This window comes from Rhodococcus mengyinensis (genome assembly GCF_048381435.1).
Classification (GTDB): Bacteria; Actinomycetota; Actinomycetes; order Mycobacteriales; family Mycobacteriaceae; genus Rhodococcus_F; species Rhodococcus_F opacus_D.
The window spans coordinates 1-24,513 of the sequence record NZ_JBLWIT010000034.1; the positions used below are offsets into that span (position 1 = coordinate 1).

23 protein-coding genes and 1 pseudogene are annotated in these 24,513 nt (G+C 64.0%); 5 read left to right on the top strand and 19 right to left on the bottom strand.

Translation table 11 applies throughout. The features are described from left to right. Both ACNJ7E_RS04260 and ACNJ7E_RS04265 read right to left on the bottom strand, forming a co-directional pair. Positions 1-265, bottom strand: a pseudogene (locus tag ACNJ7E_RS04260) (hypothetical protein); the annotation flags it as partial. Positions 266-467: 202 nt separating this feature from the next. After that, entirely contained in the window at positions 468-1,415 is a 948-nt protein-coding gene (locus ACNJ7E_RS04265; protein WP_418339223.1) for a phospholipase D-like domain-containing protein, read from the bottom strand. Between the two features lie 379 nt (positions 1,416-1,794). Between ACNJ7E_RS04265 and ACNJ7E_RS04270 the strand changes: the two genes are divergently transcribed. Further along, positions 1,795-2,088 (top strand): hypothetical protein, encoded by a 294-nt coding sequence (locus ACNJ7E_RS04270; protein WP_054713554.1) that lies wholly within the window; start codon positions 1,795-1,797, stop codon positions 2,086-2,088. Positions 2,089-2,857: 769 nt separating this feature from the next. Here ACNJ7E_RS04270 and ACNJ7E_RS04275 read toward each other — a convergent pair. The 15 genes from ACNJ7E_RS04275 to ACNJ7E_RS04345 all read right to left on the bottom strand — a co-directional run bounded on the left by ACNJ7E_RS04275 (position 2,858) and on the right by ACNJ7E_RS04345 (position 17,596). After that, a complete protein-coding gene (locus tag ACNJ7E_RS04275; RefSeq protein WP_418339224.1) occupies positions 2,858-3,625 on the bottom strand; it encodes an SDR family NAD(P)-dependent oxidoreductase in 768 nt (255 codons plus the stop codon). Between the two features lie 318 nt (positions 3,626-3,943). Further along, positions 3,944-4,702, bottom strand: coding sequence for an SDR family NAD(P)-dependent oxidoreductase (locus ACNJ7E_RS04280; protein ID WP_172652453.1), 759 nt, complete (start codon positions 4,700-4,702; stop codon positions 3,944-3,946). A 25-nt stretch (positions 4,703-4,727) separates the two neighbouring features. Beyond that, positions 4,728-5,222 (bottom strand): nuclear transport factor 2 family protein, encoded by a 495-nt coding sequence (locus tag ACNJ7E_RS04285; RefSeq protein ID WP_172652452.1) that lies wholly within the window; start codon positions 5,220-5,222, stop codon positions 4,728-4,730. Positions 5,223-5,439: 217 nt separating this feature from the next. Beyond that, the gene (locus ACNJ7E_RS04290; RefSeq protein WP_172652451.1) at positions 5,440-6,234 is read right to left on the bottom strand and encodes an SDR family NAD(P)-dependent oxidoreductase; all 795 of its coding nucleotides are present in this window, start codon (positions 6,232-6,234) and stop codon (positions 5,440-5,442) included. Beyond that, positions 6,231-6,728, bottom strand: a complete 498-nt coding sequence (locus ACNJ7E_RS04295) for a hypothetical protein (protein ID WP_054713546.1) — start codon at positions 6,726-6,728, stop codon at positions 6,231-6,233. The genes ACNJ7E_RS04290 and ACNJ7E_RS04295 overlap by 4 nt, the downstream gene beginning before the upstream one ends. Beyond that, positions 6,725-7,870: a thiolase family protein gene (locus ACNJ7E_RS04300; protein ID WP_132476491.1), complete on the bottom strand. Its 1,146-nt coding sequence runs from the start codon at positions 7,868-7,870 to the stop codon at positions 6,725-6,727. Before ACNJ7E_RS04300 ends, ACNJ7E_RS04295 begins: the two co-directional genes overlap by 4 nt. Continuing rightward, a complete protein-coding gene (locus tag ACNJ7E_RS04305) occupies positions 7,867-8,259 on the bottom strand; it encodes a Zn-ribbon domain-containing OB-fold protein (RefSeq protein ID WP_132476494.1) in 393 nt (130 codons plus the stop codon). Before ACNJ7E_RS04305 ends, ACNJ7E_RS04300 begins: the two co-directional genes overlap by 4 nt. Positions 8,260-8,262: 3 nt before the next feature. Next, a complete protein-coding gene (locus ACNJ7E_RS04310; protein WP_418339225.1) occupies positions 8,263-9,417 on the bottom strand; it encodes an acyl-CoA dehydrogenase family protein in 1,155 nt (384 codons plus the stop codon). A gap of 17 nt (positions 9,418-9,434) precedes the next feature. After that, on the bottom strand, positions 9,435-11,117 hold the full coding sequence (locus ACNJ7E_RS04315; RefSeq protein ID WP_172652449.1) for an AMP-binding protein: 1,683 nt from the start codon (positions 11,115-11,117) through the stop codon (positions 9,435-9,437). Beyond that, positions 11,114-12,049 carry an SMP-30/gluconolactonase/LRE family protein gene (locus ACNJ7E_RS04320; RefSeq protein WP_172652448.1) on the bottom strand — a complete coding sequence of 312 codons (936 nt, stop codon included), beginning with the start codon at positions 12,047-12,049 and terminating at the stop codon, positions 11,114-11,116. Before ACNJ7E_RS04320 ends, ACNJ7E_RS04315 begins: the two co-directional genes overlap by 4 nt. Further along, the gene (locus tag ACNJ7E_RS04325) at positions 12,049-13,182 is read right to left on the bottom strand and encodes a CaiB/BaiF CoA transferase family protein (protein ID WP_054713541.1); all 1,134 of its coding nucleotides are present in this window, start codon (positions 13,180-13,182) and stop codon (positions 12,049-12,051) included. The genes ACNJ7E_RS04320 and ACNJ7E_RS04325 overlap by 1 nt, the downstream gene beginning before the upstream one ends. Further along, the gene (locus tag ACNJ7E_RS04330) at positions 13,179-13,583 is read right to left on the bottom strand and encodes a Zn-ribbon domain-containing OB-fold protein (RefSeq protein ID WP_105417687.1); all 405 of its coding nucleotides are present in this window, start codon (positions 13,581-13,583) and stop codon (positions 13,179-13,181) included. Before ACNJ7E_RS04330 ends, ACNJ7E_RS04325 begins: the two co-directional genes overlap by 4 nt. After that, positions 13,580-14,758, bottom strand: a complete 1,179-nt coding sequence (locus tag ACNJ7E_RS04335; RefSeq protein ID WP_418339226.1) for a thiolase family protein — start codon at positions 14,756-14,758, stop codon at positions 13,580-13,582. Before ACNJ7E_RS04335 ends, ACNJ7E_RS04330 begins: the two co-directional genes overlap by 4 nt. 211 nt (positions 14,759-14,969) lie before the next feature. Further along, positions 14,970-16,082 (bottom strand): NDMA-dependent alcohol dehydrogenase, encoded by a 1,113-nt coding sequence (locus tag ACNJ7E_RS04340; protein ID WP_105417685.1) that lies wholly within the window; start codon positions 16,080-16,082, stop codon positions 14,970-14,972. A 26-nt stretch (positions 16,083-16,108) separates the two neighbouring features. Further along, positions 16,109-17,596, bottom strand: a complete 1,488-nt coding sequence (locus tag ACNJ7E_RS04345; protein ID WP_257226545.1) for an aldehyde dehydrogenase family protein — start codon at positions 17,594-17,596, stop codon at positions 16,109-16,111. A gap of 380 nt (positions 17,597-17,976) precedes the next feature. Between ACNJ7E_RS04345 and ACNJ7E_RS04350 the strand changes: the two genes are divergently transcribed. After that, entirely contained in the window at positions 17,977-18,612 is a 636-nt protein-coding gene (locus ACNJ7E_RS04350) for a GntR family transcriptional regulator (protein WP_418339227.1), read from the top strand. Between the two features lie 94 nt (positions 18,613-18,706). Here the strand turns inward: ACNJ7E_RS04350 and ACNJ7E_RS04355 are convergent, their stop codons facing one another. Then, on the bottom strand, positions 18,707-19,036 hold the full coding sequence (locus ACNJ7E_RS04355) for a helix-turn-helix domain-containing protein (protein ID WP_283541334.1): 330 nt from the start codon (positions 19,034-19,036) through the stop codon (positions 18,707-18,709). 347 nt (positions 19,037-19,383) lie between these two features. On the opposite strand from ACNJ7E_RS04355, the gene ACNJ7E_RS04360 reads away from it, so the two are divergent. From ACNJ7E_RS04360 to ACNJ7E_RS04370, 3 genes are all read left to right on the top strand, one after another. Further along, positions 19,384-20,703: an MFS transporter gene (locus ACNJ7E_RS04360; RefSeq protein ID WP_095869765.1), complete on the top strand. Its 1,320-nt coding sequence runs from the start codon at positions 19,384-19,386 to the stop codon at positions 20,701-20,703. A gap of 126 nt (positions 20,704-20,829) precedes the next feature. Continuing rightward, on the top strand, positions 20,830-21,609 hold the full coding sequence (locus tag ACNJ7E_RS04365; RefSeq protein WP_054715088.1) for an alpha/beta fold hydrolase: 780 nt from the start codon (positions 20,830-20,832) through the stop codon (positions 21,607-21,609). Between the two features lie 187 nt (positions 21,610-21,796). Further along, the gene (locus ACNJ7E_RS04370; RefSeq protein WP_172652443.1) at positions 21,797-23,161 is read left to right on the top strand and encodes an MFS transporter; all 1,365 of its coding nucleotides are present in this window, start codon (positions 21,797-21,799) and stop codon (positions 23,159-23,161) included. A gap of 43 nt (positions 23,162-23,204) precedes the next feature. Here the strand turns inward: ACNJ7E_RS04370 and alr are convergent, their stop codons facing one another. Next, a complete protein-coding gene (alr, locus tag ACNJ7E_RS04375) occupies positions 23,205-24,398 on the bottom strand; it encodes an alanine racemase (RefSeq protein WP_172652442.1) in 1,194 nt (397 codons plus the stop codon). Positions 24,399-24,513 lie beyond the last annotated feature (115 nt).

Sequence of the window (24,513 nt, forward strand, 5' to 3'; positions counted from 1 at the left end):
TTCCTACTCGACGATTGAGCTCCTCGTAGAGCCTGACCAGCTCGCCAGCAGCCTCTCCCACCTCGGAATGTCCGCGCAGACGTTCGATAAGGAAGGGCAGTACAGGGATGAGGGCTCTTCCTTCTGCGCGGTCGATCCAGTCATCTTCCCAACCGAGGGTTCCGTCGGGGCTTGTCTTTGGCTCCCCGAAGAGCTGACGTGCTCCATCGACCGTATATCCCTGGTCGTACAGATCTTGGGCAGTGATCCACGACTGCTCGGGCATTTCACTCCTGTTCACTCTTGTTACGAGCTTCTCAGTCGGACAGTTGCGCGGTGCTTGGCGCGAAGACAGTGAATCCGCTAGGTGACGGTTTCTCCAAGGACCCCCGCACGCGCTCGGGCGTGTCGCTCAGCCGGACAGTAGTCGCGCCAGCTGAAAGTCAGTCCTCAATGGTCCGATCCGCCGCTGGGTCAGCGGATCCAGGTCAGAGGTTCCAGAGTCGGAGTAGCGCGGCACGCAGGCTGGCAGAGATGATCCGGTGATCGGTGGTCAGCCGGGGATTGGGGTGCCCGAGATTAGCGAGCTGCTGTTCGGCGTCCGCAACCGAGACCGGCTGCAGATCCGCTCGGACGAGCAGGAGATGGCCGAACGCCCTGTGCGTGTGAGGGATCGCGATGGCGTCGGAGTCCACGACCGCCGGAGGGTAAATCCATTCGTTGTCGTCGGTGAAGATGAGGACGTCGCCACGCTCGAGGCGGGCACGTCGGTCGCCGAGGCGGAACCATTCCAGCTGATATGTCGCTGCCGGCCCGCCGGTGGAGGCTGAGGATCGGCCCGCCTGGGTGGCCCAGGTCTGTTGCTCGGCCGGGCCGGGTTCGTATTCGACGATGTGCCGCAGGAACATCCGGGTCACCCGTGCAGGAAGGAAGTCGCGGTTGGCGCGCATCCGGCCACCGATCCCGGGGATCGGCACCGACCGACCGATCTGCCATTCGGTGGTGGCGTTGTCGAGGAACGCCTGGTCGACCTCGGTGATCTCCTCGATCCCGTCGATGAACGCCCGGACGGCGGCGACGACCTCCGGGTCGTCGGTGATGACGACGGCCTCGTCGGCGAGGGTGGAGCTGTGGGAGGCGTTGGCGGAGCCGATGACCGCCCGCCGGTCGGTGGCGATGACATTGGCGTGCAGGTTCGGTGACGACAGCACCCGCACACCGGCGTCCACGTAGTGGGCGAGCGCGACCGGGGAGGTCGCGTGGGCGCGCACCGCGGCGCGGGAGGCGTTGACGACAAGAACATCCCCGGCGCGCAGCGGCAGCAGGGTGGGCGCGTCCTGGCCGAGGTGCGCGATCGCAGCACGGCGGGGCCCGCGCGTGCGGATCGCGCGGGTGATGTGCGGCCACGGACTCGGCCCGTGGAACGTGGTCCCCATACCCGGAAACGGTAGCGGGTGCGAACACCCGGTTGGGTGGATCCGCGATCGGCGGGCTCACAGACAGTGCAGTGGATTCAGGCCGCTGACCTGTGAAGATGACACGTCCCTTTCCGCGGGGACCGATTCGCACAGCCCGTTACTGGTGTGAGGGGGTTGCCGTGACGGGCGCGGTCATCGGTCGATTCGGTTCGGGTGCTCGGTACCACCCATGCATGCCGAGGCCGAATACATCGAGGTTGACCTGTGTCGGGGTGGGGTGCGTCCACGCCTGGGGTGGGTGAACGGGCCCCCTGGGGTTGCTTCAGTTCGGGCGCTGGAGTGGGCAGAGTTGTCTCTGTCACCGACGCACTTCCCCGACATCCTCAGGAGCGAATGAATGATCAACGCCCGCCGAACCTTTACCGCCATCGCCTTCACTGCCTTTACGGTCCTGAGTGCGGCCGGGGCAGCGTCCGTCGCTCAGGCCGAGCCGATCGGCCCGAACGGTCCCACCGGTGGTCCGTGCCCGATCGTGAACACGGACTCGAACGGAAATGAGACGGTGACATACGGCAAGCCCGGCGACCGCAATGGCGCTCTGGTGTGCGGTGCGGACGGCGAATGGACGGTCGGCAAGACCAAGGCCAACCCCGGGCAGATCCAGATCCAGCCCGGACTCTCCCGCGGGTAACCGACAGCAGCCTCCGCCCTCCCCTCTCGAGGGTGAGTGCCCCGCATCGATGCCGATGCGGGGCACGTCCGGTTCCGGGCCGGTGCGTGTATCCGGTGCTGATCGGTGGCCGGTTCCCTCCCGGGTTGCAACATTGCAATGCCGAATTGTCAGGGGATGGAGTAGTGGGACCGCGACGGATGGGGGAGCCGTGATGTACGACCCGCCGATGACCAACCTGCCGGCCGCGCTGGCGCAGATCGACAAGGTCAACACCCGCCTGGCGCACACCAACATCGTCGAACGGTTCACCTACGTCCTCGACCCCTAGCGCCCACGAGGAGACCAACGCCCTCGGCATCACCACCGCACAGCAGCGGGTGCACCTGACCCTGTCCGCCCCGCAGATCGGGTTCGACGGCTGGGTGTTCGTCGCCCGGCCTCGTCGAGGAGGAAGCCGGTTACGTGAGCTTCTGCGCACCGGGCCAGAACCTGGACGGCTGGAGTCGCCCGGACACCCCGCACTGCGACTACTGCGGCAAGTTCCGCCGCCGCGCCGCTCGATCGTTCCAGGGAATTTCGGATCGAATCCTTAGCGCTGGCTCCGGCTGCGAGACCCAGTAGCTGCGGCGACGGCATTGTCGCGACCGGAACACAGCAGTGACGGCTCCGCTACATGTCCCCGACCACCGGTGTGCATACGCCGCTCGGGCTGAGGGAACCCGAGTCTCTGTACCGTGACCGAGGCCATTGGTCGCTAACGATAGAACTGTCATGCGACCTCATACAGCTAGAGCGACAAACCTCCATCAACGACCAGTTCGGTGCCATTCATGAACGAGCATTCCGAGGATGCGAGAAACAGAACTGCCCGCGCGATCTCGTCGGCCGTGCCACGCCGCCGCAACGGAGTGGCATGGGTGACTGCATCGATTTGCTCGTCTGGCATGACGTCGATCATCGTGGTGCTGATGAATCCGGGCGCAACGGAGTTTACGCGCACCCCATACGGTCCCAGCTCGACCGCAGCGCATTTTGTCATGCCGCGTACCGCCCACTTAGTCGTGGAATAGCCGATCTGATTCGCGTAGCCGCGGTGACCGCCGATGGAGGACAGGTTGATGATCGAGCCCGAGCCCCTTTGCTTCATCTCTGCTGCCACTGTGCGCATTCCGAGGAAGACGCCGAGCTGGTTGACGCGGTAGTGGCGCTCGAAATTCTCTACGCTGGTTTCGCTGATGTCGTGACCCGGATCGAGCACGCCAGCGTTGTTGACCAGAATCGTGACGTCGCCCAAGTCATCGCGGACACGGGAGAGGAGTGTCTCCCAGGACTGTTCGGAGCTGACGTCGTGGGGCAAGTAGTGGCAGCCTAGGTCGGTGGCCAGGTCGCGGCCGTGCTTTTCCGAGCCGCCGGCGATCACGACAGTGGCGCGGGCACCTACAAGCGCTTTGACGATCGCAGCTCCGATGCCGCGGCTGCCCCCGGTGACGATGGCGGTCTCGCCGCCCAGGTTGGGCGCCGAGGCAGTTGTGTCTGTGGACGGACTGGAGTTCATGACATTCCTCCCCATAGGGGTGATCGAGTCGAGGAAGGGTGGCTAGCGCTGTTAGGAGTGCGACCGGTTGCCCTCGGGTGTCGAGATAGCTGGAGTTGGGTTGGCTATGAGTGCGGATGCGCCGTAGCGGGGAGTGCCGCGGCGGTCGGTTGCGTAAGCACTCCAGCGGCCGAGCACGCGGCCTATAGCGAGCGCCGGACCGATGCTGCTGGCGACGACGAATCGGGCGGTGGTTTCTGTGTCATCGAGCTCCGGATCAACAAGTTCTCGGCGACGGACTCGACGTGGCGGCGGCCCGCCCCCTTCCGCACCTGGTCATCATCCGGCGGCGACGCTCATCCCGCCGTCGGCCATGACGATCGATCCCACGAGATACGCTGCTTGTTCCGAGGCCAGAAATGCGATGACTTGCGCGATTTCGCGTGGTTGGGCGGCGCGGCCGATCGGCGTCCCGCTGCCGTGCTCGGCGAGGAAGCCCGATCCGTCTTCGTGTATCTCGTCGAGGATGTGGGTGATCACGTCGCCCGACCCGACGGCGTTGACGCGGATTCCGTGTTCGATGACCTCGAGGGACAGCGCTCGAGTCAGCTGGGCGAGTGCGCCTTTCGAGGCTGCGTATGCAGCGATTGTGGGAAAAGCTTGGAAGCACGCGTAGGAACCGACGTTGACAATCGCACCCGACTTCTGCGGCGTCATAGCCCGCACGGCTTCTCGGGAGTGCAGAAATGCGCCCGTGGCGTTGACCGCGAGAATGGAATTCCAGTCGTCGAGTGTCATATCGGCGACGGTTTTGTTGATGATGATCCCGGCGTTGTTGACCAGAATGTCGAGCCCGCCGAATCGCTGTTGGGCGAGCGCAACGGCACGGTGGGCACTGTCCTCGTCGGTGACATCGGCGACTAGCGGGGCGACGCTCGGGCTAGCTAGCGTCTCGACGGCAACGTTGCGGTCTTCAGCGACGACCCGGACCCCGCGCTCTACCAACAATTCTACGGTGGCTCGCCCAATACCGCTGGCTGCGCCGGTGACGATTGCGACTTTGCCGCTGAGATCGTTTGTTTGGACGGGAGTAGTCATGTTGATGCCTTTCGTGTTGGTATGACTAGCGAGGGTCAGGTACCGACAGCGGAGTTGTTTCGCTGCCGTGCGCCGGTGTCCAGCTCTTGATCGGCGTGAAGTAGTGCAGGTCGAAGACACGCTCGACCATGCCCCATTGACCGTCTTGTCGCTCGAGTCGGTCGTGGTAGATACCGCCCACCTGTGTAGGGCCCGACTCGATGTTGGTGACGAAGCAATCGAGGGCGGTCGTGGCTGTGGCAGTGTCGCCGTCGATGTCGATCACAGCGTTCGACATCCAATGATGCATCCGCGGGCTCTGGGACCAGAGTTGGTGGGCCGCGCCTACGATCGCATCCACACCTGTGAAGTTGCCGAAGGGTTCGCCGAGCCTTAGCGTGGCGCCTTCGTGCCAGATGCTGCGCAGTATGTCGATGTCTTGCAGGTCAAAGGCATGGGCGTACTTCGCGATGAGGCGTTCGATGGCACGTTGGCTTTCAAGGCGGTCGATTCGGGCTTCAATGTCAGTAACTTGCGGCATCTTTTCCTCCGTGTCCTTAGGGTCGTTGGATTGCCGTAAACGATCGTGCCGTCGCCAAGACGTAGTTGCCGTCAATCTCGTCGAGCATGTAGTGGCGGGTGATCATTCGTCTCGCTTTAGCTGGCCGGGCGTCGTTTATGCGCAGCATCGGGACGATGTCATCCCTCGGGAGACTCGCTGAACACTTCGGCCCTGGCCATTCTCTGCCCCCGTCTTGTTATGACGAAACGGTGTCTTTCCTCATCGAGCCGCTGATGCTTCGTCCTCCGCATACCGGGATGCTCTGCCCGGTCACGTAACCGGCGTTGGAGTCGGCGAGGAACGCAACCGTGCGTGCGACATCGATGGGCTGCCCCACTCGACCGACCGGGATGGATTGACGCACCCGCTCGATGATCTCGTCGGGCATCGAATTCGACATCGGTGTTTCGATGAACCCGGGCGCAATGCAGTTGACGGTGATGCCGTCAGCGGCGAGAGCCAGGGACAGGCTTCTACTCACGCCGGCGATCCCGCCCTTGGAGGCGGCGTAGTTGGTGGAGCCGAAGTTGCCCAGCCAGGCGCGGGAGGTCAGCGAAATGATGCGGCCGGTTTCCGAGCTGCGCAGGGCCGGCAACGCGGCGGCAGTGGTGGTCAACATTCCGATCAGATTGACATCGAGAACCTGCCGGAAGACCGCGGGCTCCATCTTCTCGATGCGGGCGTCCTTGAGGATCCCCGCACAGTTCACCAGAACATCGAGCCCACCGAGCCGAGATACGGTGGCATCGACCGCGGCTTGCACGGATTCCCGGTCGGCGAGGTCCGCGGCGGATGTGGACATAGCGACACCGGTGGCCTCAGTGATGTCCTTCGCCACTGCTCGCAATCCGGTTTCGGAGATGTCGGAGAGGCTGATGCTGTATCCGAGTTCGGCCAAGTGTTCGGCGATGCCTCGCCCGATACCGCCCGCAGCACCGGTGATGAAGGCGACTCGAGGCCGTTCTGCAACTCTCTGTTCGTCGGAGCTCATGGGTGCAGCCTTCCGAGGTCGGTGCCGTTGGCGGCGTAAATTTCCTGACCGGTCACCGCACCGGCATGCTCGGCGGTGAGCGCCGCGATCAGCTCGGTAACGGCTGGTTCGTTGGGATCGGTGTCATAGAAGACTGCATTCGCGGCGCCGCCGTGCCGCTGCAGCTCGATGGCGACAGACCGGACGAAGCTGATCAGAGCCCCGGTAACCGCGCAGTCCAACGGCCTGAGCGGGTCTCCCAGTGCCGCCGTCGCCGGGGCGAGGACGACCACCCGGCCGCGATGGCGTGCGTCGGTGATGGCCGGCCAGTGATGCTGAACGGCGGAAAAAGCAGCCATCAGCGGATGCGCCACCGCCCGCTCGAGGTCCGCGGTGTCGATCGTCTGGTCACTCTCTGTGCCGCGGTAGACGAGCACCACGACCGAGGAGGCGGGTGCGCGGGCGGGCTGGGTGGTGCCGGCGAGATCGATCGTGGTGAACGTCGAGGTGGTCATCGCGTCACCAGCAGTACTGTGACAGAGCCGCCGTCGGTGCCGCTGACGGTGCCCCCCTTGCAGTAGGCAAGCCCGATATTCGCCTTGTCGACCTGCCGTTGACCGGCACGGTCAGTGAGTTGCCAGGTGAGCTCGCAGATTTGCGCGACACCGGTGGCACCCACCGGGTGTCCACGACTGAGGAGGCCACCGCTGGCATTGACGGGGAGTTTGCCGCCGATCGAGGTGTTACCGTTCTCGGCCCACCTACCGCCCTCGCCGACGGGGACGACGCCGAGGCCTTCCAGGCGGACGATCTCGGCGATCGTGAAGCAGTCGTGCATTTCTACCAGGTCGACGTCGTCGGGCCCGTAGCCGGTGATGTCCCAGGCCTGTTCGCCCGCACGGCGGGACACGTCCTCGTCGTTGAGGTTGGTGTCGGCAGTGACGATCTTGCCGCTGACCAGGGCGCAGCCGGCGACGCGTGGAGCCGATGATCGCCCGAGTTTGGCGAGGCCGGCAGCACTGCACAGCACCACCGCGGCGGCGCCGTCGCTGATGGGACTGCAATCGAGCAGTCCCAGTGGATCGGCGATGGTGCGGGCGTCGACGACTTCCTGCAAACTGATCGGCCGCTGGTATTGAGCGAACGGGTTGTGCACCGAGTGGGCGTGATTTTTCACGGCCACCGCGGCAATCTGCTCGCGGGTGGCACCGTGGTCGGACATGTACCGCCGAGCGCTCATCCCGTGATTGGCGGCCATGACAAGGCCGTTGATGGCATCGAGGTCCGTGGGGTCGGGCATGACCCCACCGGAGACACGGTCGGTCATCTTCTCCGCACCGATGACCAGCACGATGTCGTACAGGCCGGCCTTGATCGCGATCCAGGCTTCGCGGATCGCGGTGGCCCCGCTGGCACAGTAATTTTCGTGGTTGGAGACGGGAAGTCCGCCGAGGCCCATTTGCGCCGCGACGCGTTGGCCGGCGACCGGGCCGCCGAAGACATGCCCGACGTAGACGGACTCGATGTCCTTGGTGCTCACGCCCGCATCGGACATTGCTTCTCGCGCAGCGCCCACAGCAAGTTTCTCGAACGTGACGTCGACGGGGTACTTGCCGAATCGCACCATGCCGGCGCCGGCGATGTAGGTCTCGCTCATCGGTTCTCCTCGGTGCCCCGGAAGCGGTACCACCACAGTGGTTCTCCGGAGGAATCGGCCTTCAATGTGAACAACTCGACAGCTACTTCGTCGTCGATCTCGACGGCACCTGTCGCCGCGCCCAACAATCGGACCCCGTCGTCGAGATCGACGGTCACCAGGGTGTACGGCGTCTGCAACGGGGGCGGGGCTTGGTGCACGACGGTCCAACTGACGATTCGACCTCGGCCGGCCATCATGACGTTGTCGACGGCGTCAGCCCCGCAATGGGGGCACAGTGGCCGCTCCGGGAACGAGCGTCGGCTGCACACCCGGCAGGCGACACCCTTGATGCCCTGCGGCTCCAAACTGACGACATCACTTCTCAGTGGTGAACCTGTGGAAGTCATGGTCTACATTCCGCCTCTCTGAACTAGCTGCGCTGCAATGACGTTCTTCTGGATTTCGTTGGTGCCCTCACCGACGATCATCAGTGGGGCGTCGCGGAAGTACCGCTCGATGTCGTACTCGGTCGAGTAGCCGTATCCGCCGTGGATGCGCAGCGCGGACAACGCGACCTCCATCGCTGTCTCGGAGGCGAACAACTTCGCCATTCCCGCCTCCATGTCACAGCGGAGCCCGGCGTCGAATCGACTGGCCGCGAACAGGGTCAGCTGACGGGCGGCGGTGAGTTTGGTTGCCATGTCGGCGAGTTGGTGACCGATGGCCTGATGCTTCCAGATCGGCTTACCGAATGACTGTCGATCCTGTGCGTATCGCAGTGCGTCTTCGAGCGCGGCGCGGCCGACACCGAGGGCGCGGGAGGCGACCTGGATCCGACCGGTCTCGAGGCCCTTCATCATTTGGGCGAAACCGTGTCCCTCGACGCCGCCGAGTACCGCCGACGAGGGAACTCGGAAGTTGTCGAAGGAGATCTCGCAGGTCTCCACCCCCTTGTATCCGAGCTTGGGGAGATCCCGCGAGACGGCCAGACCGGGGCCGTGCTCGACGAGCAGGATGGAGATGCCCTTGTGCTTCGGGGTGGCCTGGGGGTCGGTCTTGCAGAGCAGGGCGATGAGCCCGGACCGGCGTGCATTGCTGATCCAGGTCTTCGAACCGTTGACGAGGTAGTCGTGCCCGTCGAGGCGTGCATGGGTACGCATCGCCTGGAGGTCGGAGCCGCCGCCGGGCTCGGTCAGGGCCATGGTCGCGCGCAGTTCGCCGGTGGCCATCCGCGGAAGGTAGGTGGCCTTCTGCTCGGCGGTTCCGAAGGTGGTGAGCAGCTTCGCGACGACGGTATGACCGCCCATCGCGCCGGCCAAGCTCATCCAGCCGCGCGAGAGTTCCTCGGTGACCCGGACATAGCACGGCATCGAGACCGGGGCGCCCCCGAATTCTTCGGGAACGGCCAGCCCGTAGATGCCGATTTCCTTCATCTGTTCGATGAATTTCTCGGGGTACTCGTTCTGGTGTTCCATCTCGTTCACGACAGGCTTCACATCGCGGTCGATGAAGTCACGGACAGTCTGGATGAGGAGTTGTTCTTCCTCGGGGAGGTCGAAATTCACGTGAGAGTCCATCCGTGTCAGTGGTCGGCGAGCGGAGTGGGAACCGACGGGGTGGGCATCCCGGTGGCGTCGAGCCCGAGTTCGATGAGCGCACGTTCGCGTAGCCGGGCCTTGGGTACCTTGCCGCTGGCGACCCGCGGGAAGCCGGCGCTGGTTCCGTAGATCACATGGTGCGGGGCTTTGTATTTGGCGGCCTTGCTGCGGACGTGGTCCTGGATCCGGGTGAGGGTGACGTCGTCGCGGTCGGCGTCGACGAAGACGACGATCGCCTCACCGCGGACGATGTCGGGGATGCCTACGGCATGCACTTCACGGACGCCGGCGATCTCCCCGACCAGTAGCTCTACTTCGAGGGGGCTGACGTTGATGCCGCCGGGTTTCATCATCTCCGAGAGTCGGGAGTGGAAGTGCAGGTACCCGTGCTCGTCCAGGTATCCGAGGTCGCCGGTGCGGAAGAAGCCGTCGGTTGTCATGACCTCGCGATTGCGGTCGGGATCCTTGTAGTACCCGCGCATGACGTGTCCGCGGATCAGGATCTGTCCGATTTCACCGGCCGGTAGCGGGTCGTCGGTTTCCGGGTCGGCGATGCGGATGTCCCAGTCGGGGAGGGGGCGGCCGATGGTGCCCTCGGCCCGCTCGACGGGGTCGTGGGCATCGGTCAGCGCGCACAACCCGTAGGACTCGGTCAATCCGTAGATGCTGGTACCCAGGGTCAGGCCGAGTTCGGCACGGGCGAGTTGGCGGTCGGCTTTGCTCAGGCCGAGGACACCCTTGCGAAGGCTGAGTTGGCGGCGAGCGCGGTCGGGATGGTCGACGAGGCTTCGGGTCATGTTGCCCAGTCCGTAGTAGGCGGTGCAGCGTTCACGTTCGAGCAGTTCGAGGGCTCTGCCGGGTTCGTACACCTCCATGAGAACCACGCACGCGCCGTGGGTCCAGGTCGCGCCGAGGGCCTGGACGACGCCGAGTCCGTAGAACAGCGGCGTCGCGAGAAAGGACCGGTCCTGCTCGTCGAGCGCCTGCCGTTCGCCGATGTTGAAGGTATTAACGATGGCGTGGTGGTGTTCGAGCGCGACACACTTCGGTCGGGCCGTGCTGCCACTGGTGTAGATGAGGTACACGAGGTCGTCCGGTTCGACAGCGGCTTCGGCTCCGGCCAGTACCCCATCGCTGATCTGTTCTCCGCGCCCGAGGAACTGGTGTAGCGGTACCGCAGCCGGGAGGCGGTGCTCTCCGAGCTCGACGACCTGGCGCAACGCCGGCAATGCTGTGTCGTGGAGTACGCCGTCGGTGCCGGGTTCCTTGGTGGACGCCGCGACGGTGCCCGCGACGATGGGCACATAGTCCGTGCCGCGCAGCCGGTCGAAGAACAGCAGGGCTTTCACATCGCCGTGGTCGAGCGCGTACGAGAGCTCATCGGTCTTGTACCAGGTGTTGATCGGCACGACGGCGGCGCCTATCCGGGCCCCGGCCATCGCGGTGTACAGCCATTCGGGTCGGTTACCTGCCAAGATGGCGATCGAGTCACCGCGGCCGATCCCTATGGCTAGCAGTGCCTTCGACCATCGGCTGACCTCGTGATCGAGCTCGGCGAAGGTGACATCGGTGCCTTCGAAAGAGATCGCGGCGCGGGTGGGGAAGCGGTCGGCCATTTCGTGCAGCAATGCCCCCCAGGTGTGTGCGGTAGGAGCTGATGCGGTCATTGGGGTTCCTCGGGTTGTGCAGGCGATGAGACGATTGGGTCAGCTGCAGGCGGGGTGGGTAAGCCGGGGATTTCGACGGGAAAGGCGAGTACGCGCCCGCCCTTGGCGACGGTGACAATGAGACGGTCGAGCGCGTCGCCGGCGAAGCAGACGCTGGTGGGCATCGTTCCTTCACCGATCGCCAACTGCTCGCGCATCTGCCCGGCCGGGTCGAAGTAGGTGACGGTTCCCGATTTACTGCCCGCCACCCACAGCCCGCCCTGCGCGTCGATGGTGATGCCGTCGGGGGTTGGGACGGTGATCTCCGGGAAGTCATGATCGACGGTCGCGGTCGATGCTGTGACCAGGTAGCGGCGTACCCGGTTTCGGGCGGTCTCGGCGACGTACAGGTGTTCCGGGTAGGGCCCGAACGCGATGCCATTGGGGAAGAAGACGTCGTCGAGAACGACCGTTGCGTGATCGGCCGCGGGATCGTATCTCCAGACGCGACCTGGCAGGGCCGCGTCGCCGAAGCCGTGTCCGTTCGGGTCGGTGAACCAGAGGGCGCCGTCCGGCCCGAACGTGCAGTCCGACGGGGCGTCTACTTTTCCGCTGAAGAGGGTGCTCGGCGTGGTGGAAGCACGGTAGTCCCAGACTTGGATGGACGGAGAGACCGGCAGCTGTGATCGGGTAGGCATCACGTCGCCACCATTCTGGGTGATCCACAGTTGCCCGTCGTAGCCGAGCGTCATGCCGTTCGGTCCGCCACCAGTTTCGGCGGCCGCCACAGCCGGGCGACCGTCGAGGAAGCCCTCGTACAGCGCGCCGCGGCTGACACTCGTGACGAACAATCGGCCGTCGGTGGTCCACACCGGTCCCTCGGTAAAGCCGATGTTCTCGGCGAGGGTCAGGCCGTTGTCGACCGTTCTGGTGGTGATCGAGGGTGCCGCCATCAGTGCTGTCCTGTTCTGGTCGTCGCCGCCGTCGCGCAGATGGTCGAGGCCCACTGCGTCATCAAGGTCTCTGCGGGCTTGCTCTCGCCGCCGTTGGCGGCGCCCGGTGTTCTGCTGTATCGGGGAGCGGGCGCCGGTTCGACGCAATCCTCCCGGAGGAGGGTGCCCCGGGACTGCATGTGCGGGTCGGTCACCGCCTCGTCGAGCGTGAGGACGGGGGATACGCACGCGTCGAGTTCGGTGAAGACCACCGTCCATTCTTCGCGGGTTCTCGTCCGGAAGATACTCGCGAACCGATCCTTCATGGCCGGCCACTGCGCCCGGTCCTGTTGTGCCGGCAGGTCGGCGTCGGCGAGTCCGAGACCGCGGAGCAGCCGCTGGTAGAACTGCGGCTCGATACTGCCCACGGCCATGAAAGCGTCGTCCGCGGTTCGGTAGACGTTGTAGAAGTGCGAACCGCTGTCGATGCTATTCGTGCCGGGTTCGCTCGACCAGTTCCCGGTGGACTTCCGATTCCAGATACCGCTCATCAGCAAGCTGGTTCCGTCGATCATCGCGGCGTCGACGACCTGACCGACATTGCTCGTCACGCGCTCGTAGAGCGCGGCGAGTATTCCTGTGACCAGGAGCATTCCGCCGCCGCCGTAATCACCGACGAGGTTGAGCGGCGGAACGGGAACTTCCCCTTGGCGGGTGATGGACCGGAGGGCACCGGTCAGCGCGAGATAGTTGATATCGTGCCCAGCGGTATTCGCGAGCGGTCCCTCCTGCCCCCAGCCGGTCATTCTGGCGTAGATCAATGCAGGATTTCGTCCTAGACAGATGTCAGGCCCCAGGCCAAGACGTTCCATCACACCCGGCCGGAATCCTTCGATGAGCACGTCGGCGTGTCCGATGGCATCGAGAGCACGGTCGCGTTCGTGTGGGTCCTTCAAATCGAGACTCAGTTCGCCGGCCCGGCCTCGACCGAGGATGCCGACGTCGTGTGTGTTCTGGCCGGGCCGGTTGATGCGCAGAACTTCCGCGCCGGCGTCGGCGAGCATCATCGCGGCGAACGGTGCCGACCCGAGCGCGGCGATCTCGACAACGCGCAGTCCACGGAGCGGGCCGCGAGAGGGGGCTGTGTGGGTCATGTGCCTTCCTTGTCGGCTGGGACGAAGATCAGGTGTGACTCTCCGTCGTCGGTGGTGGTGAATTCGGCGCGGACTCGCTGCCCGATCCGGAGCGAGGTGGACGTTGGCACTCCGGCGAGGTTTCCGTAAATCTTGGCGCCCTCGTCGAGTTCGATGACTGCGACGACGTACGGGCTCGGCAGATGGAAACCGGTCAGGTAGGTCTTGTGGAAGGTTGCATACGTCCACAACTGTCCCTCGCCGCTCACCCGGTTCCACCGGGGGATCTCCGTGCTTCCGCATCGAGTGCAGACCGCTTTCGGGGGGAACTGCTGGGTTCCGCAGGCCGCGCATGCGCTGATCAACAGCTCGCGGCGGGCCAGTCCCTCGAGGTGGGCGGTCAACAGATAGCGGGGGTTCATGCCTGCGCTCCGTACACGACTGAGGTCACTACGGGAGCGGCGCACAGGTATTGGGCGATTGTCGCATCCTGTACCTGGCGGTCTCCGCAGGTTCTCCTCAGCTGGCGGACGGCCTCGACGTTCAACCCCCACCCTTGCATGTAGCTTTCCGACAGATGACCGCCGGAGGTGTTGATCGGCAGCTCACCGCGCAGCCCGATTCGGCCGTCCTGGATCCATGCTCCGGACTCGCCGGGTGCACAGAATCCGAGGCCCTCCAGGGTGAAAAGCACATTGGGGCTGAAGTTGTCGTAGGCCAGCAGGACGTCGACGTCGGCCCGGCTGCAATCGGCCATTGTGTACGCCTGCTGCCCTGCGGTGGCGATCGCCTCGCGCCAGAAGTCGTCCGGGGGGAAATCGGAGTTGCGTAGCTGCCCTTGTTGTCCGAACCCCAGGACATGCACGGGCGGTTGAGCGCAGTCGCGGGCCCGGTCCGTCGAGGTGAGGATCATGGCCACCCCGCCGTCGTTGATCAGGCAGTAGTCGTAGATCTTCAACGGTTCGACGATGAATCGGGACTCGAGGTAGATCTCGCGTGAGATGGGATCTTTGAACACGGCGTGGGGATTCAGCGATGCGTGGTCTCGCAGGGTGACCGCGACCTGCGCCAGCTGTTCGGCGGTGGTGCCGTACTGCGCACAGTGCCGCTGGAACATCATCGCGTAAAAGGCTCCGGGCGAGGTCATCCCGTACGGCAAGGTCAGCGCCGGATTGGTGCCGTATCCCTCGGCGGCCGCGCTGGCGCTCGCGCCGCCGCCTCCATAGGTGTGCCCACCCGAGCGCCCATTGTTGCCGTACACCAGCGCGATGGTGGAGGCCATCCCGGTCGTTATGGCCAGTACCGCCATCTGGATGGCGATGCCGGTCATGCGTCCCTCTGCCGGCAGCTGCGCCGTCCAGCGTGGCTCGATTCCCATCCGCGAGGCCACCGTCTCGTAACTGCTCACCCGGTTCACGATCAACCCGTCGAGGTCGCGCGCGGTTAATCCGGCATCGTCGAGTGCGGCCTCGAGGGCGGCCAAGCCCAAATCGTCGGCGGAGGAACCCGTGAGATTGCCGAATTCGGTCGTGCCGACCCCGACCACCGCGGTGGCCGCGCGAAGTGCGGCGCGATATGGGCGACGGTGTACCTGCACTGAAACTCCAAATTGGATAACTGATACGTACGGACAACTTTTACTGTGCCATGTTCAGCAGTGCTTTAGCAAGGGAAGGCGGATCCCGTAGATGAGGTCGGGAATCAGTGTGTTGCTGGGGGATTGGTGTGGCGGGTTTACCGGGTGCGGGCAAGCCAAGGCGCCTCCCGGCCTCAGGAGACCGGAAGGCTGCCGAGTGCGCGGCGAGCGTTCAGAGTGAGAAGTCGATGATTCCGCGGATGTTCTTTCCGTCCCGCAAGTCCTGATAACCCTGGTTGATCTCGTCGAGCGTGTAGCGGGTGGTGATGAGCTCGTCGAGCTTGAGCTGACCGGCATCATAGAGTCGCAGGAGCCGGACGATGTCGTACTGCGGGTTCGACGAACCGAACAGAGTGCCCTTGATGGTCTTCTCCATGAACACCATTTCCTGGCCTGACACGTGGACAGTGAGGTTGGCGGCGTTGGACACGCCCGTGACCACCACTGTCGAGCCCTTTCCGATCACCTTGAAGGCCGCCGTAATGGTTTCCTCGTCCATGGTGCCGATGAGCACGAGAGCCTGGTCGGCGCCCTGGCCCCAGGTAAGTTCGGTGACCTTTTCGTGTGCTTCCTCGGCGCTGGAGAAGACATGGGTCGCGCCGAATTTGAGCGCGGTGTCTCGCTTGAATTCGACCGGGTCGACGCACACGACGTACTTCGCTCCGGCATGCACCGCACCCTGGACCGCGTTGGTGCCCAGTCCGCCGATCCCGTAGATGACGGTGGTGTCTCCGGGGCGAACGTTGCCGGCGTTGACTGCGGTGCCCCATCCGGTCGGGACGCCGCACCCGACGAGCACCGCGCTGTCGAGTGGAAGCCAGTCGTCGACCTTGACGACCGAGTACTCGGACACGGTGGCGAATTCGGAGAACGCCCCGAGCATGCAGAAGGCGCTGTAGTCGGTGCCGTCCTTGTGCAGCCGGAAAGTGCCGTCCGGCATGCTGCCCTCGAGAATTGTGGATCCGGCATCGCAGAGGTTCTGGCGCCCGGTCGAGCAGTACCGGCAGATGCCGCAACTCGGTGTGAAGCTGCAGACGACATGGTCACCGACCACGACCTTCTTCACTCCGGGGCCGATCTTCTCGACGATGCCCGCTGCTTCGTGTCCGCCCACCATCGGATAGCGCACGGCTAGATCGCCGTCCATCATGTGCAGATCCGAATGGCACAGTCCGGCCGCAGACATCCGCAACATGACCTCCCCGGGGCCGGGATCGTCGATGTCCAGCTCCACGATCTCGAAGGGGGCGTGGGGTGCGGTCAGTACGGCAGCGCGTGTCTTCATTGTTCTTCCGATCGTTCGAGGGGGATTCAGCTGTGCATGGTCCAGACGGACTTGGTTTCCAGGTATCCGTCGAGGCTGTCCGGGCCCAGGTCACGGCCGTAGCCGGACTGGTGGAACCCACCGAAGGGAGCTGCTGGATCGGTCAATCCCCAGCCGTTGACGTAGACGGTCCCGGCCTGCAGCCGGCGTGTCATCGCCTGGACAGTGTTCACGTTCTTCGTCCAGATACCCGCGGCTAAACCGTAGTCGCTGGCATTTGCTCGTTCGATGACCTCGTCGATGTGGTCGAAGGCAAGAACCACGAGGACCGGACCGAAGATTTCCTCGCGGACACATTCCATGTCGTCGGTCACGTTGGCGATGATCGTCGGGGGGTAGAAGTGTCCGGTCAGATCGGCGGGAACCTGCGCGGGCTGATAGACCGTGGCGCCCTCGTCCTTTGCCCGTTGGACGTATCCCTGGACGCGCTCGAGTTGCGCACCGTTGGCCAGGGGCCCGAAGTCGACGCCCTCGTCGATTCCGTGTCCAATCCTCAACTGCCCTGCAATCGAGGTGAGCTGCTCGATTACCTCGTCGTGAATGTCATTGTGAACGAACAAACGGGAAGGGGCACTGCAGGTCTGGCCGGAGTGCCAGAAGATCCCACCCGCGGAACCGGTCACCGCCTCCTCCACATCGGCATCGGGGAGGATGATGTTGGCGGACTTGCCGCCCAGTTCCAGGGTCACCCGTTTGACGTCGTCTGCAGCTTGGCGGGCGATGTGCTTGCCGACCTTCGTCGAACCGGTGAACGTGAGTTTATTGACCCCGGGATGGGTGACCAGTGCTTGACCAGCGGTGCCGCCTGTGCCCGGCACGACGTTGAGCACGCCGGGGGGCAGTCCGGCCTCGATGGCCAGCTCCGCCAGCCACAGCGCCGACAGGGGTGTTTCCTCGGAAGGCTTGAGGACCATCGTGCACCCGGACGCAAGGGCGGGACCGATCTTCCATCCGCACAGCAGAAGTGGGAAGTTCCACGCGGTGATCGCGCCCACCACTCCGACCGGTTCGAGTTCGGTGCGTACGTGAATGTTGGGATGAGACACCGGGACGGTCGAACCGACGATCTTGGTCGGCCAGCCGGCGTAGTAGTGAAACGCCCGCGCGGCGAACTCGACATCGATGTTTCGTGCTGCGCCGAGAACCTTCCCTGCATCAAGGACCTCGAGCTGGGCGAAGTCGTCGGCGTGCCGGTAGATCAGATCGCCGATGCGGTGGAGGATGCGTCCGCGGTCTAGCGGACTCATCTGCCGCCACGGGGCGGACTCGGTGAAGGCGCGCCGGGCGGCATCGACCGCGTCGGCGACATCGTCCGCCCCACCGGACGCCGCAACCGCAATCTGGCGGCCGGTTGCCGGGTCGAAGACGGGTATCTCCTCTCCGCTGAGCGCTGAGCGTCGTTCGCCGTCGATGAAAACGTGCGGAGCGGTCTGAAGACGCTCGACGACAGCGGAGGACAGAAGGTGATCAGTCAATGCGGTGATTGTCATCGTCCCTCTCAAATGGATATGTGATACATCAGGTGTGACTCACGTTACGTCATCTAGGTGCTTCAAGTCGAGTTCGTCCAACCGCCCAGCGTGTCCGACACGCGGCCTTTACGCCGCCTCGGCGAAACATAGACTGTAGAAGAGCCTGTTCAGAGCAATTTATCTGATGCCACTGCTGGTGGGAGAAGCTGTCGGCTGGTGGCGTAACGCTGCGCCGGCGGGGCAGCGCTACACTAACCAGTGTTGATGATTGATCAAATAAGGGAGTCGATATGACAGCGTTCGACGCCGGAATCGATGTGCCGAGCCGTGCTGCACGCAACGGTGGCCGACGTGAGGACGCTCGTCCGGTTCCGCGGCGGAACATGAGTGGTCAGGTCGTCGACTACATCAAGACGATGATCTTCGACGGGTCTTTGATCCGGGGGCAGCGAGTGCCCCAGGACCAAATCGCCAAAGATCTCGGGGTGAGTCGCCTGCCGGTGCGGGAAGCGCTCATCGCCCTCGAAGCCGAGGGGTTGATCGACTCCGAACCGCATCGTGGTTCCTTCGTCGTTCCCATCCTGCGCGAGGACATCGACGATCACTACCGGATCTACGGAATGGTGCAGGGGCTCGCATCGCGCCGCGCCGCATCCCGGATCACCCAGCCAACGCTTGCCCGGCTGCACGAGCTGCACGAACTCATGCAGAAGAGCGACGATCCTGACCTTCTGCACAACCTGAACTGGGAGTTCCACGCCCTCATCAACCAAACGGGGGGCAGCCGGCGCCTACTGTCGGTGCTGCGGCAGCTTGCCAAGAATCTGCCACGGGCCGTATACGAGGCACCCCCCGGTGCGAGCCCCGAAGCCAACCGGAGTCACCAGAAGATGCTGGAGGCTTTGGAGCGGGGGGACGGGGCAGGTGCAGACGCTGCATCACGCGAACACGTTCAGTTCGAGGGGGAGTACGTGATCGCCAAGCTCAAGCGCGATGGGATCCTCGCCGACGACGACTAACGGCAGGAGAAAGACCAGTCAGTGGCCGGGAGCACCGGACTTACCCGTCGACGACGGGAAGAAATGGCCCTGGCGCTGGCGGGCGTCCGCCTTGTCAGTTAATCGGGTAGTCGAATCGCCGCTGGTTCAAGACGAGCGCAATGACTTCCGTCCGTGTCCGCATGCCCAGCTTCCGCAGGATGTGGCTCACATGAAAGCGCACAGTGCTCTCGGCAATGTAGAGCTGCTGTCCGATTTCTCGATTGGACGAGCCGTCGACCAGGCACTCGAGCACGTCGCGTTCTCGACCGCTCAATGATGCGCCGCGCGTTCCACCGCCCCCGTGATCGGTGTGGCACGGAACGGCGATGAGCTGGCCCAGGATGTCGAGAGCTGCGCCACGGGCCGCGCGGTCATCGAGCCCATCTGATCGCAGTGCCGTCACGGCACGGTGGACAGCAAGCCACCCGGAGGCGCCGAGAACTGCCTCGTTCCGCGAATGGCAGCGGTCACGATCAGGAAGGGTTGTCGACACTTGCTCCTCTTTCACTACTCGACGCCCCTCGATTGTATCAAATCGGCCTCCTTGGTCGGTGTGGCGATGACACGTTCGGAAGACCTGTGTCTCAAAAACTGCAGGTAACGGCTGTTCAGCGAGAGCGCTTCGTGGAATCCCGTGCCGAAACCGCACAAAAACTTGATAAGTGATGCAAAAACCCGCAAACTATGTGGCGCACGCCACTGCGCGATCTCGCTCCTCCTTGAGCCCCCTCGACGCCACCAGGAGACCCCATGACAGAAATTGCCGTTGACGACGACGGTTTGCGCGAAAGACCCCCAACCACCACTCTTGCCGCGGATGATCGGCTGCGGCCCTATCACTGGGCTGTCATGGTGCTGGGGGTGCTCGGTTATGCGACCATCGCGGCCGACGCCGCAATTTTCCCCACCAGTTACCCACTCGTCCAACAAAGCCTGGGTTTCTCCGACAGCGCTGTCGGATACATCTATGCAGGCGGATTCTTCACCTGCGGTGTCATCGCCATGTTCCTCATCGGCCCATTGACGGACCGATTCGGCCGTAAGCCTCTCTTCGTAGCGGCTATCGCGATTTGCTCGGCGTTCACGATTCTTACTGGATTTGCTTGGAACACCACGTCATTCGGAATTCTCCGGTCGATTGCAACCATCGGTTATGTCTCGTGGGGGCTGGCTACCGTCCTCATTGCGGAATCGGTACCCGCGAAGCATCGCGGATGGATGACCGGGACCGTTCCAGTGGGGTGGGCAATCGGATTCGGATCATCGGCCTTCTTCTCCGAACACATCGCCGCCAGCATGGGATGGCGGGCGGTGTTCTGGATCGTCGGCATACTCCCGTTGGCCTTCGGTATCGCCGTCTCCTTCGTCATCAAGGAAACACCGCACTTCCAGGATCTCCAGCATGCCCGTCGAACTGGGTCGAGCAGGTTCCACATCGACGTCGCCAAGACGGAGAAGAGTGTGCTCTCCCAGCTGTGGGCGGCCGATATGCGTCGCCGCACCATCGGGGTGACCCTGTTCTTCCTCTTCATCGTGCCCCAATACGCCATCATGTCCTACTTCGGACTGAGCTTCCTGCAGGGTAAGGACATTTCGTTCCTCGAGGCCAACCGGGCGATCACCTGGGCAAACTGGCTCGGGATCGTCACCATCCTCGCCGCCAGTTTCGTCACACGGGGCAAGGGTGCCCACTACACCCTCACCGCCGTCGGGGTGCTTGGATCCGTATGCGCACTCTTCATGGTGTACCTGGCGACACCGTCGACGATCGTGCCCTGGTTCATCGTGTACGTCTTGATCACCATCGGTCTCTGGGGCGGGTCCTCGAATTTTCTCCAGGAAGCCTTCCCCACGCGTATTCGTGGCACGGGCGGAGCATGGGGTTCGGGCATGCTGTGGACCAGCTACGGGACTCTCGCGCTCATTGTCGCCCCTCTGCTGACCGTCTACAGCTGGAATGTGTTGGTCATCGTCTTCGGTGCCGTTCTACCGCTGATCGCGCTGGTCGGCCTGTGGATGGTCCCACGGCCGAAGGCACTCAACTCCAACCTCGAGGACCTGGTGCACTGACATGCGCTGCCGCGCAAACGGAACCAACCGGAGCCTTGCACCCCCACTGTCGAATGCAACTACCCCGCCTCGCCCCACCTGCCTCCGGCCGAGCGACACGACGCACTGGCCAGAAGGGAGAACACAATGAAAGTTTTCGACGTCGCAGACCAGGGGCACGGCCCACCCGTGCTCTTCAGCCACGGCACGCTCCTGGACCGGACCATGTTCGCCGAGCAAACCGCTGCTCTGGCTGATCGCTATCGAACCGTCGCCTACACCAGCAGGGCCGGAACGTCGGAATACGGCACCGAATACGACCTCGACTCCCTGGTCACCGATTGTCTGGAAGTGGCCGCCCGAGCAGAAATCGACCGATTCGTACTGGTGGGAATGTCGGTGGGCGGTTTCATGGCGATCGAGCTGGCCCTGAAGTACCCGGAACGGCTGGCCGGGCTCATCCTGATGGACACGATGGCCGACGCCTATACCAGCGAGGAGAAGACGCAGTTCGCAGAGGTGTTCCGCCCCATGAAGAGCGAAGACCCCATCCCCGCGAGCTTTTCGCAGACCTTTGTTCCGATCATTTTCGGCCCGCAGGCCATCGCGAACCGTCCCGCCTTGATCGATTCGTGGGTGCACAAGTGGCGGACTAGACCATCACGGTCGGTATGGGGCGAATACAACTCGTGGATCAGCAAGAGTGAACGCCTCTCCCGCCTGTCCGAGATACAGATTCCGACCCTCATCGTGCACGGTGAGGACGACAACGGCATCGACATTTCCGCCGCCGAACGGATGCACGCCCGGATACCGGGATCGGCTTTCGCGCGAATCCCTGGTGCGGGTCACTTGGTGACCGAGGAGAACCCCGATGCCGTGACAACGGCGCTGACCACCTTCCTCGATGCGCTCCCGCGTTGGTAGACCCAGCGATGCAGTTTTGACCAACCATGAACTACCTGCCCGCCCCGTCGAGCGGCTTCGTCATCGACGCCGCGCCGAACTGATGATCGACGGCGAGCTATCCGCATGAGAGTTTCTCGACTCCAGCCACCGTGTACCACGCCGTGGCCCACCCCCGCACGTTTACTGCTTCTCTGGAGGAACCATCATGAGCGTGTCTGAAAAACGCTCCACCACAAAGATGTTGCGCGTGACCGCAGCAGGATTCGCCGGCACTGCCCTCGAGTACTACGACTTCTTCCTGTACGGCACCGCCGCAGCCCTCGTGTTCGGGCCCTTGTTCTTCCCGTCATACAGCCCGCTGGCGGGGACCCTCGCCTCCTTCGCGACTTTCGCGGTCGGATTCCTCGCTCGGCCGTTGGGCAGTGTTCTCTTCGGCGGAATGGGGGACAAGGTCGGTCGGCGCAAGACACTCGTGTTCTCGTTGTTGATGATGGGCACCGCGACGGTTCTGATCGGCGTACTTCCGACATTCGAGCAAGTCGGTTGGTTCGCTCCGCTCCTTCTGGTCACCCTCCGATTCGTGCAAGGCATCGCGATGGGCGGAGAATGGGGTGGAGCTGCTCTGATGCTCGTCGAGCATTCACCCCCGCACCGGCGCGGGCTGTTTGGCAGCACCGTCCAGATGGGGGTACCTGGCGGACTCCTGCTGTCGACCATCGCCATCACCGTCAGTGACCACATTTCCGGCGACGCTTTCGACACCTGGGGATGGAGGATCCCGTTCCTGCTCAGCGCAGTCCTCTTCGCCATCTCGATGTTCATCCGCCTCGGCGTCGAGGAAACTCCGGACTTCACGGCACTGCAGACCGCGTCCGCCCAGCAAAGCACCCCGGTGCGCTCACTACTGCGCAATCAATGGCGGGAAGTCGCACTGGCCGCGGGCGTCATCGCTCCTGGAGGCATTCTGTTCTATCTGGTGTCCACCTACGCCGTCTCCTACGGCACCACCATCTTGGACCTCAGCCGCACCACGATGCTCAATGCGCTCCTCGCCGCATCGCTCGTCTATCTGATCAGCCTGCCGGTATCCGGCCATCTGAGTGACCGGTTCTCACGCCGCATCGTCATTCTCACGGGGTGCTTCACCGCTCTGTTCGGAGGTTTTGTGCTGTTCGCGCTGATGGATACCGGGTCGGGGTGGGCCGCGTTCTTGGGCATCACCTTCATGCTGGCGGTGGTGCACTCGGCACTGCAAGCCCCGCAACCGGCGTTCCTTGCGGAGCGATTCAGTGTCGATGTCCGGTTCAGCGGCGTCGCGTTGAGTCAGGCGCTGTCAGTCAGTGTCATCGGAGGCACCGCCCCGTTCATGGCGACGCTGTTCTACAGCTGGACACACTCCACCTGGCTGATCTGTACCTGGCTCGCACTCTGGAGCGTGGCTGGGGCCGTCTCGACGATCGCGCTCAGCAGGAGACCATGCGCGATCGACGATGCCGAACAGCGACCGGCCGATACCGACCGGGACCCCCGACTCGGTGCGTCACGACAACTGACCGGCACCCACGAATAGTTCCGCGGATGCCCGTAGCTCCGCGGATAGCACATCCGCGGAGCTATGAACCGGGGGTGCCCGGCGCGCCACCGACATAACGCCACTCGATCCGACCACGCAGTCCGCCGAGAATCTCATCCGGTGTCGTCCCGAGCGCGTGAGCCCACCGCTGCGCACCCGCGGTGCTGCCCACAGTTCCCCCGAACAACACGGCGCGATCTCCTTCGACCACATCGGTGTCCGTCCCGAGGTAGACCAGTATTTGATCCATGCATACCCGCCCGACCTGAGGGCGCCACCCACCGCCCAGCAGCACCGACATGCGGCCACCCAGCGCACGCGGAATCCCGTCCGCGTACCCCACAGGCAGCAGTGCAATCGAACAGTCCCTCTCTGCCACCCACCGGAACCCGTACGAGACCCCGTCTCCCGCCGCGATCTTCTTCACCAGCGCCACCTCCGCCGACAACGTCAGGGCCGGAACCAGTTCCGCTTCGAGGGCAGAACCGGTTGGCGCGACGCCGTACAGAGCGAGATCGGCGCGGACCAGGTCGAAGCGTAAGTCACTGCGACGCAGCGCCTGTGCGCCGGCGAGATGGGCGGAATCGAAGGTCACCCCGGCCGCGCGCGCGGACTGTAAGTACTCGAGAAAATGGTCGCGGTCTCGATCCACCACAGCGTCGGCATGCGTGTCGTCGCCAATCGACGAGTAGATGCCGCGAACGTGCACCGTCCCCTCCGACTGAGCGGCGCGTAGCGACCGGAGCAGATCTGCCCAGCGCGTTACCCGCTGGGGGGGACGTCCACAGTCGACGGCCACCTGGACCGTCGCAGTTGTCCCGCGTCGTGCCGCCGCCATCACGGCCGCCACCTGATCGGCGGATTCAACTGTTACGGCGATGCCGGTTCGGATTCCCGCGTCGAGGCAGTCGTCCCCGATCCCTTGTACGGGCGCGAACGCCAGGACTGGGGCGCCGATACCGGCCCGGCGGAGTGCGCACCCTTCGGCGATCGTCCGAACCCCCAGTTCCCGCGCTCCAGCCGCCAAGGCGGTGGCCGCGACATGCACCGCACCGTGGCCGTACGCGTCTGCCTCGACTACCGCCATCAACGACGCCGTCCCGGCCCGAGCGGTCAGGGCAGTCGTGTTCCGGGAGACGGCGTCGAGATCGACATAGGCCTCGATCGCAGGTCGCCGGCCTTCCAGCGGTGCGGCGTTGGGAACGACATCGGCCCCCGAGTGGAAGGCTGACATGGTTACGGCCCTCGATTCGAATGGCAAGCAGCGGCCACCCACATATTGGGTGGGGGAGGACGGGTAGTGCCTCGGACGAGGCTGCGAATTCTGCCTGACACCTTACTCGGCCACA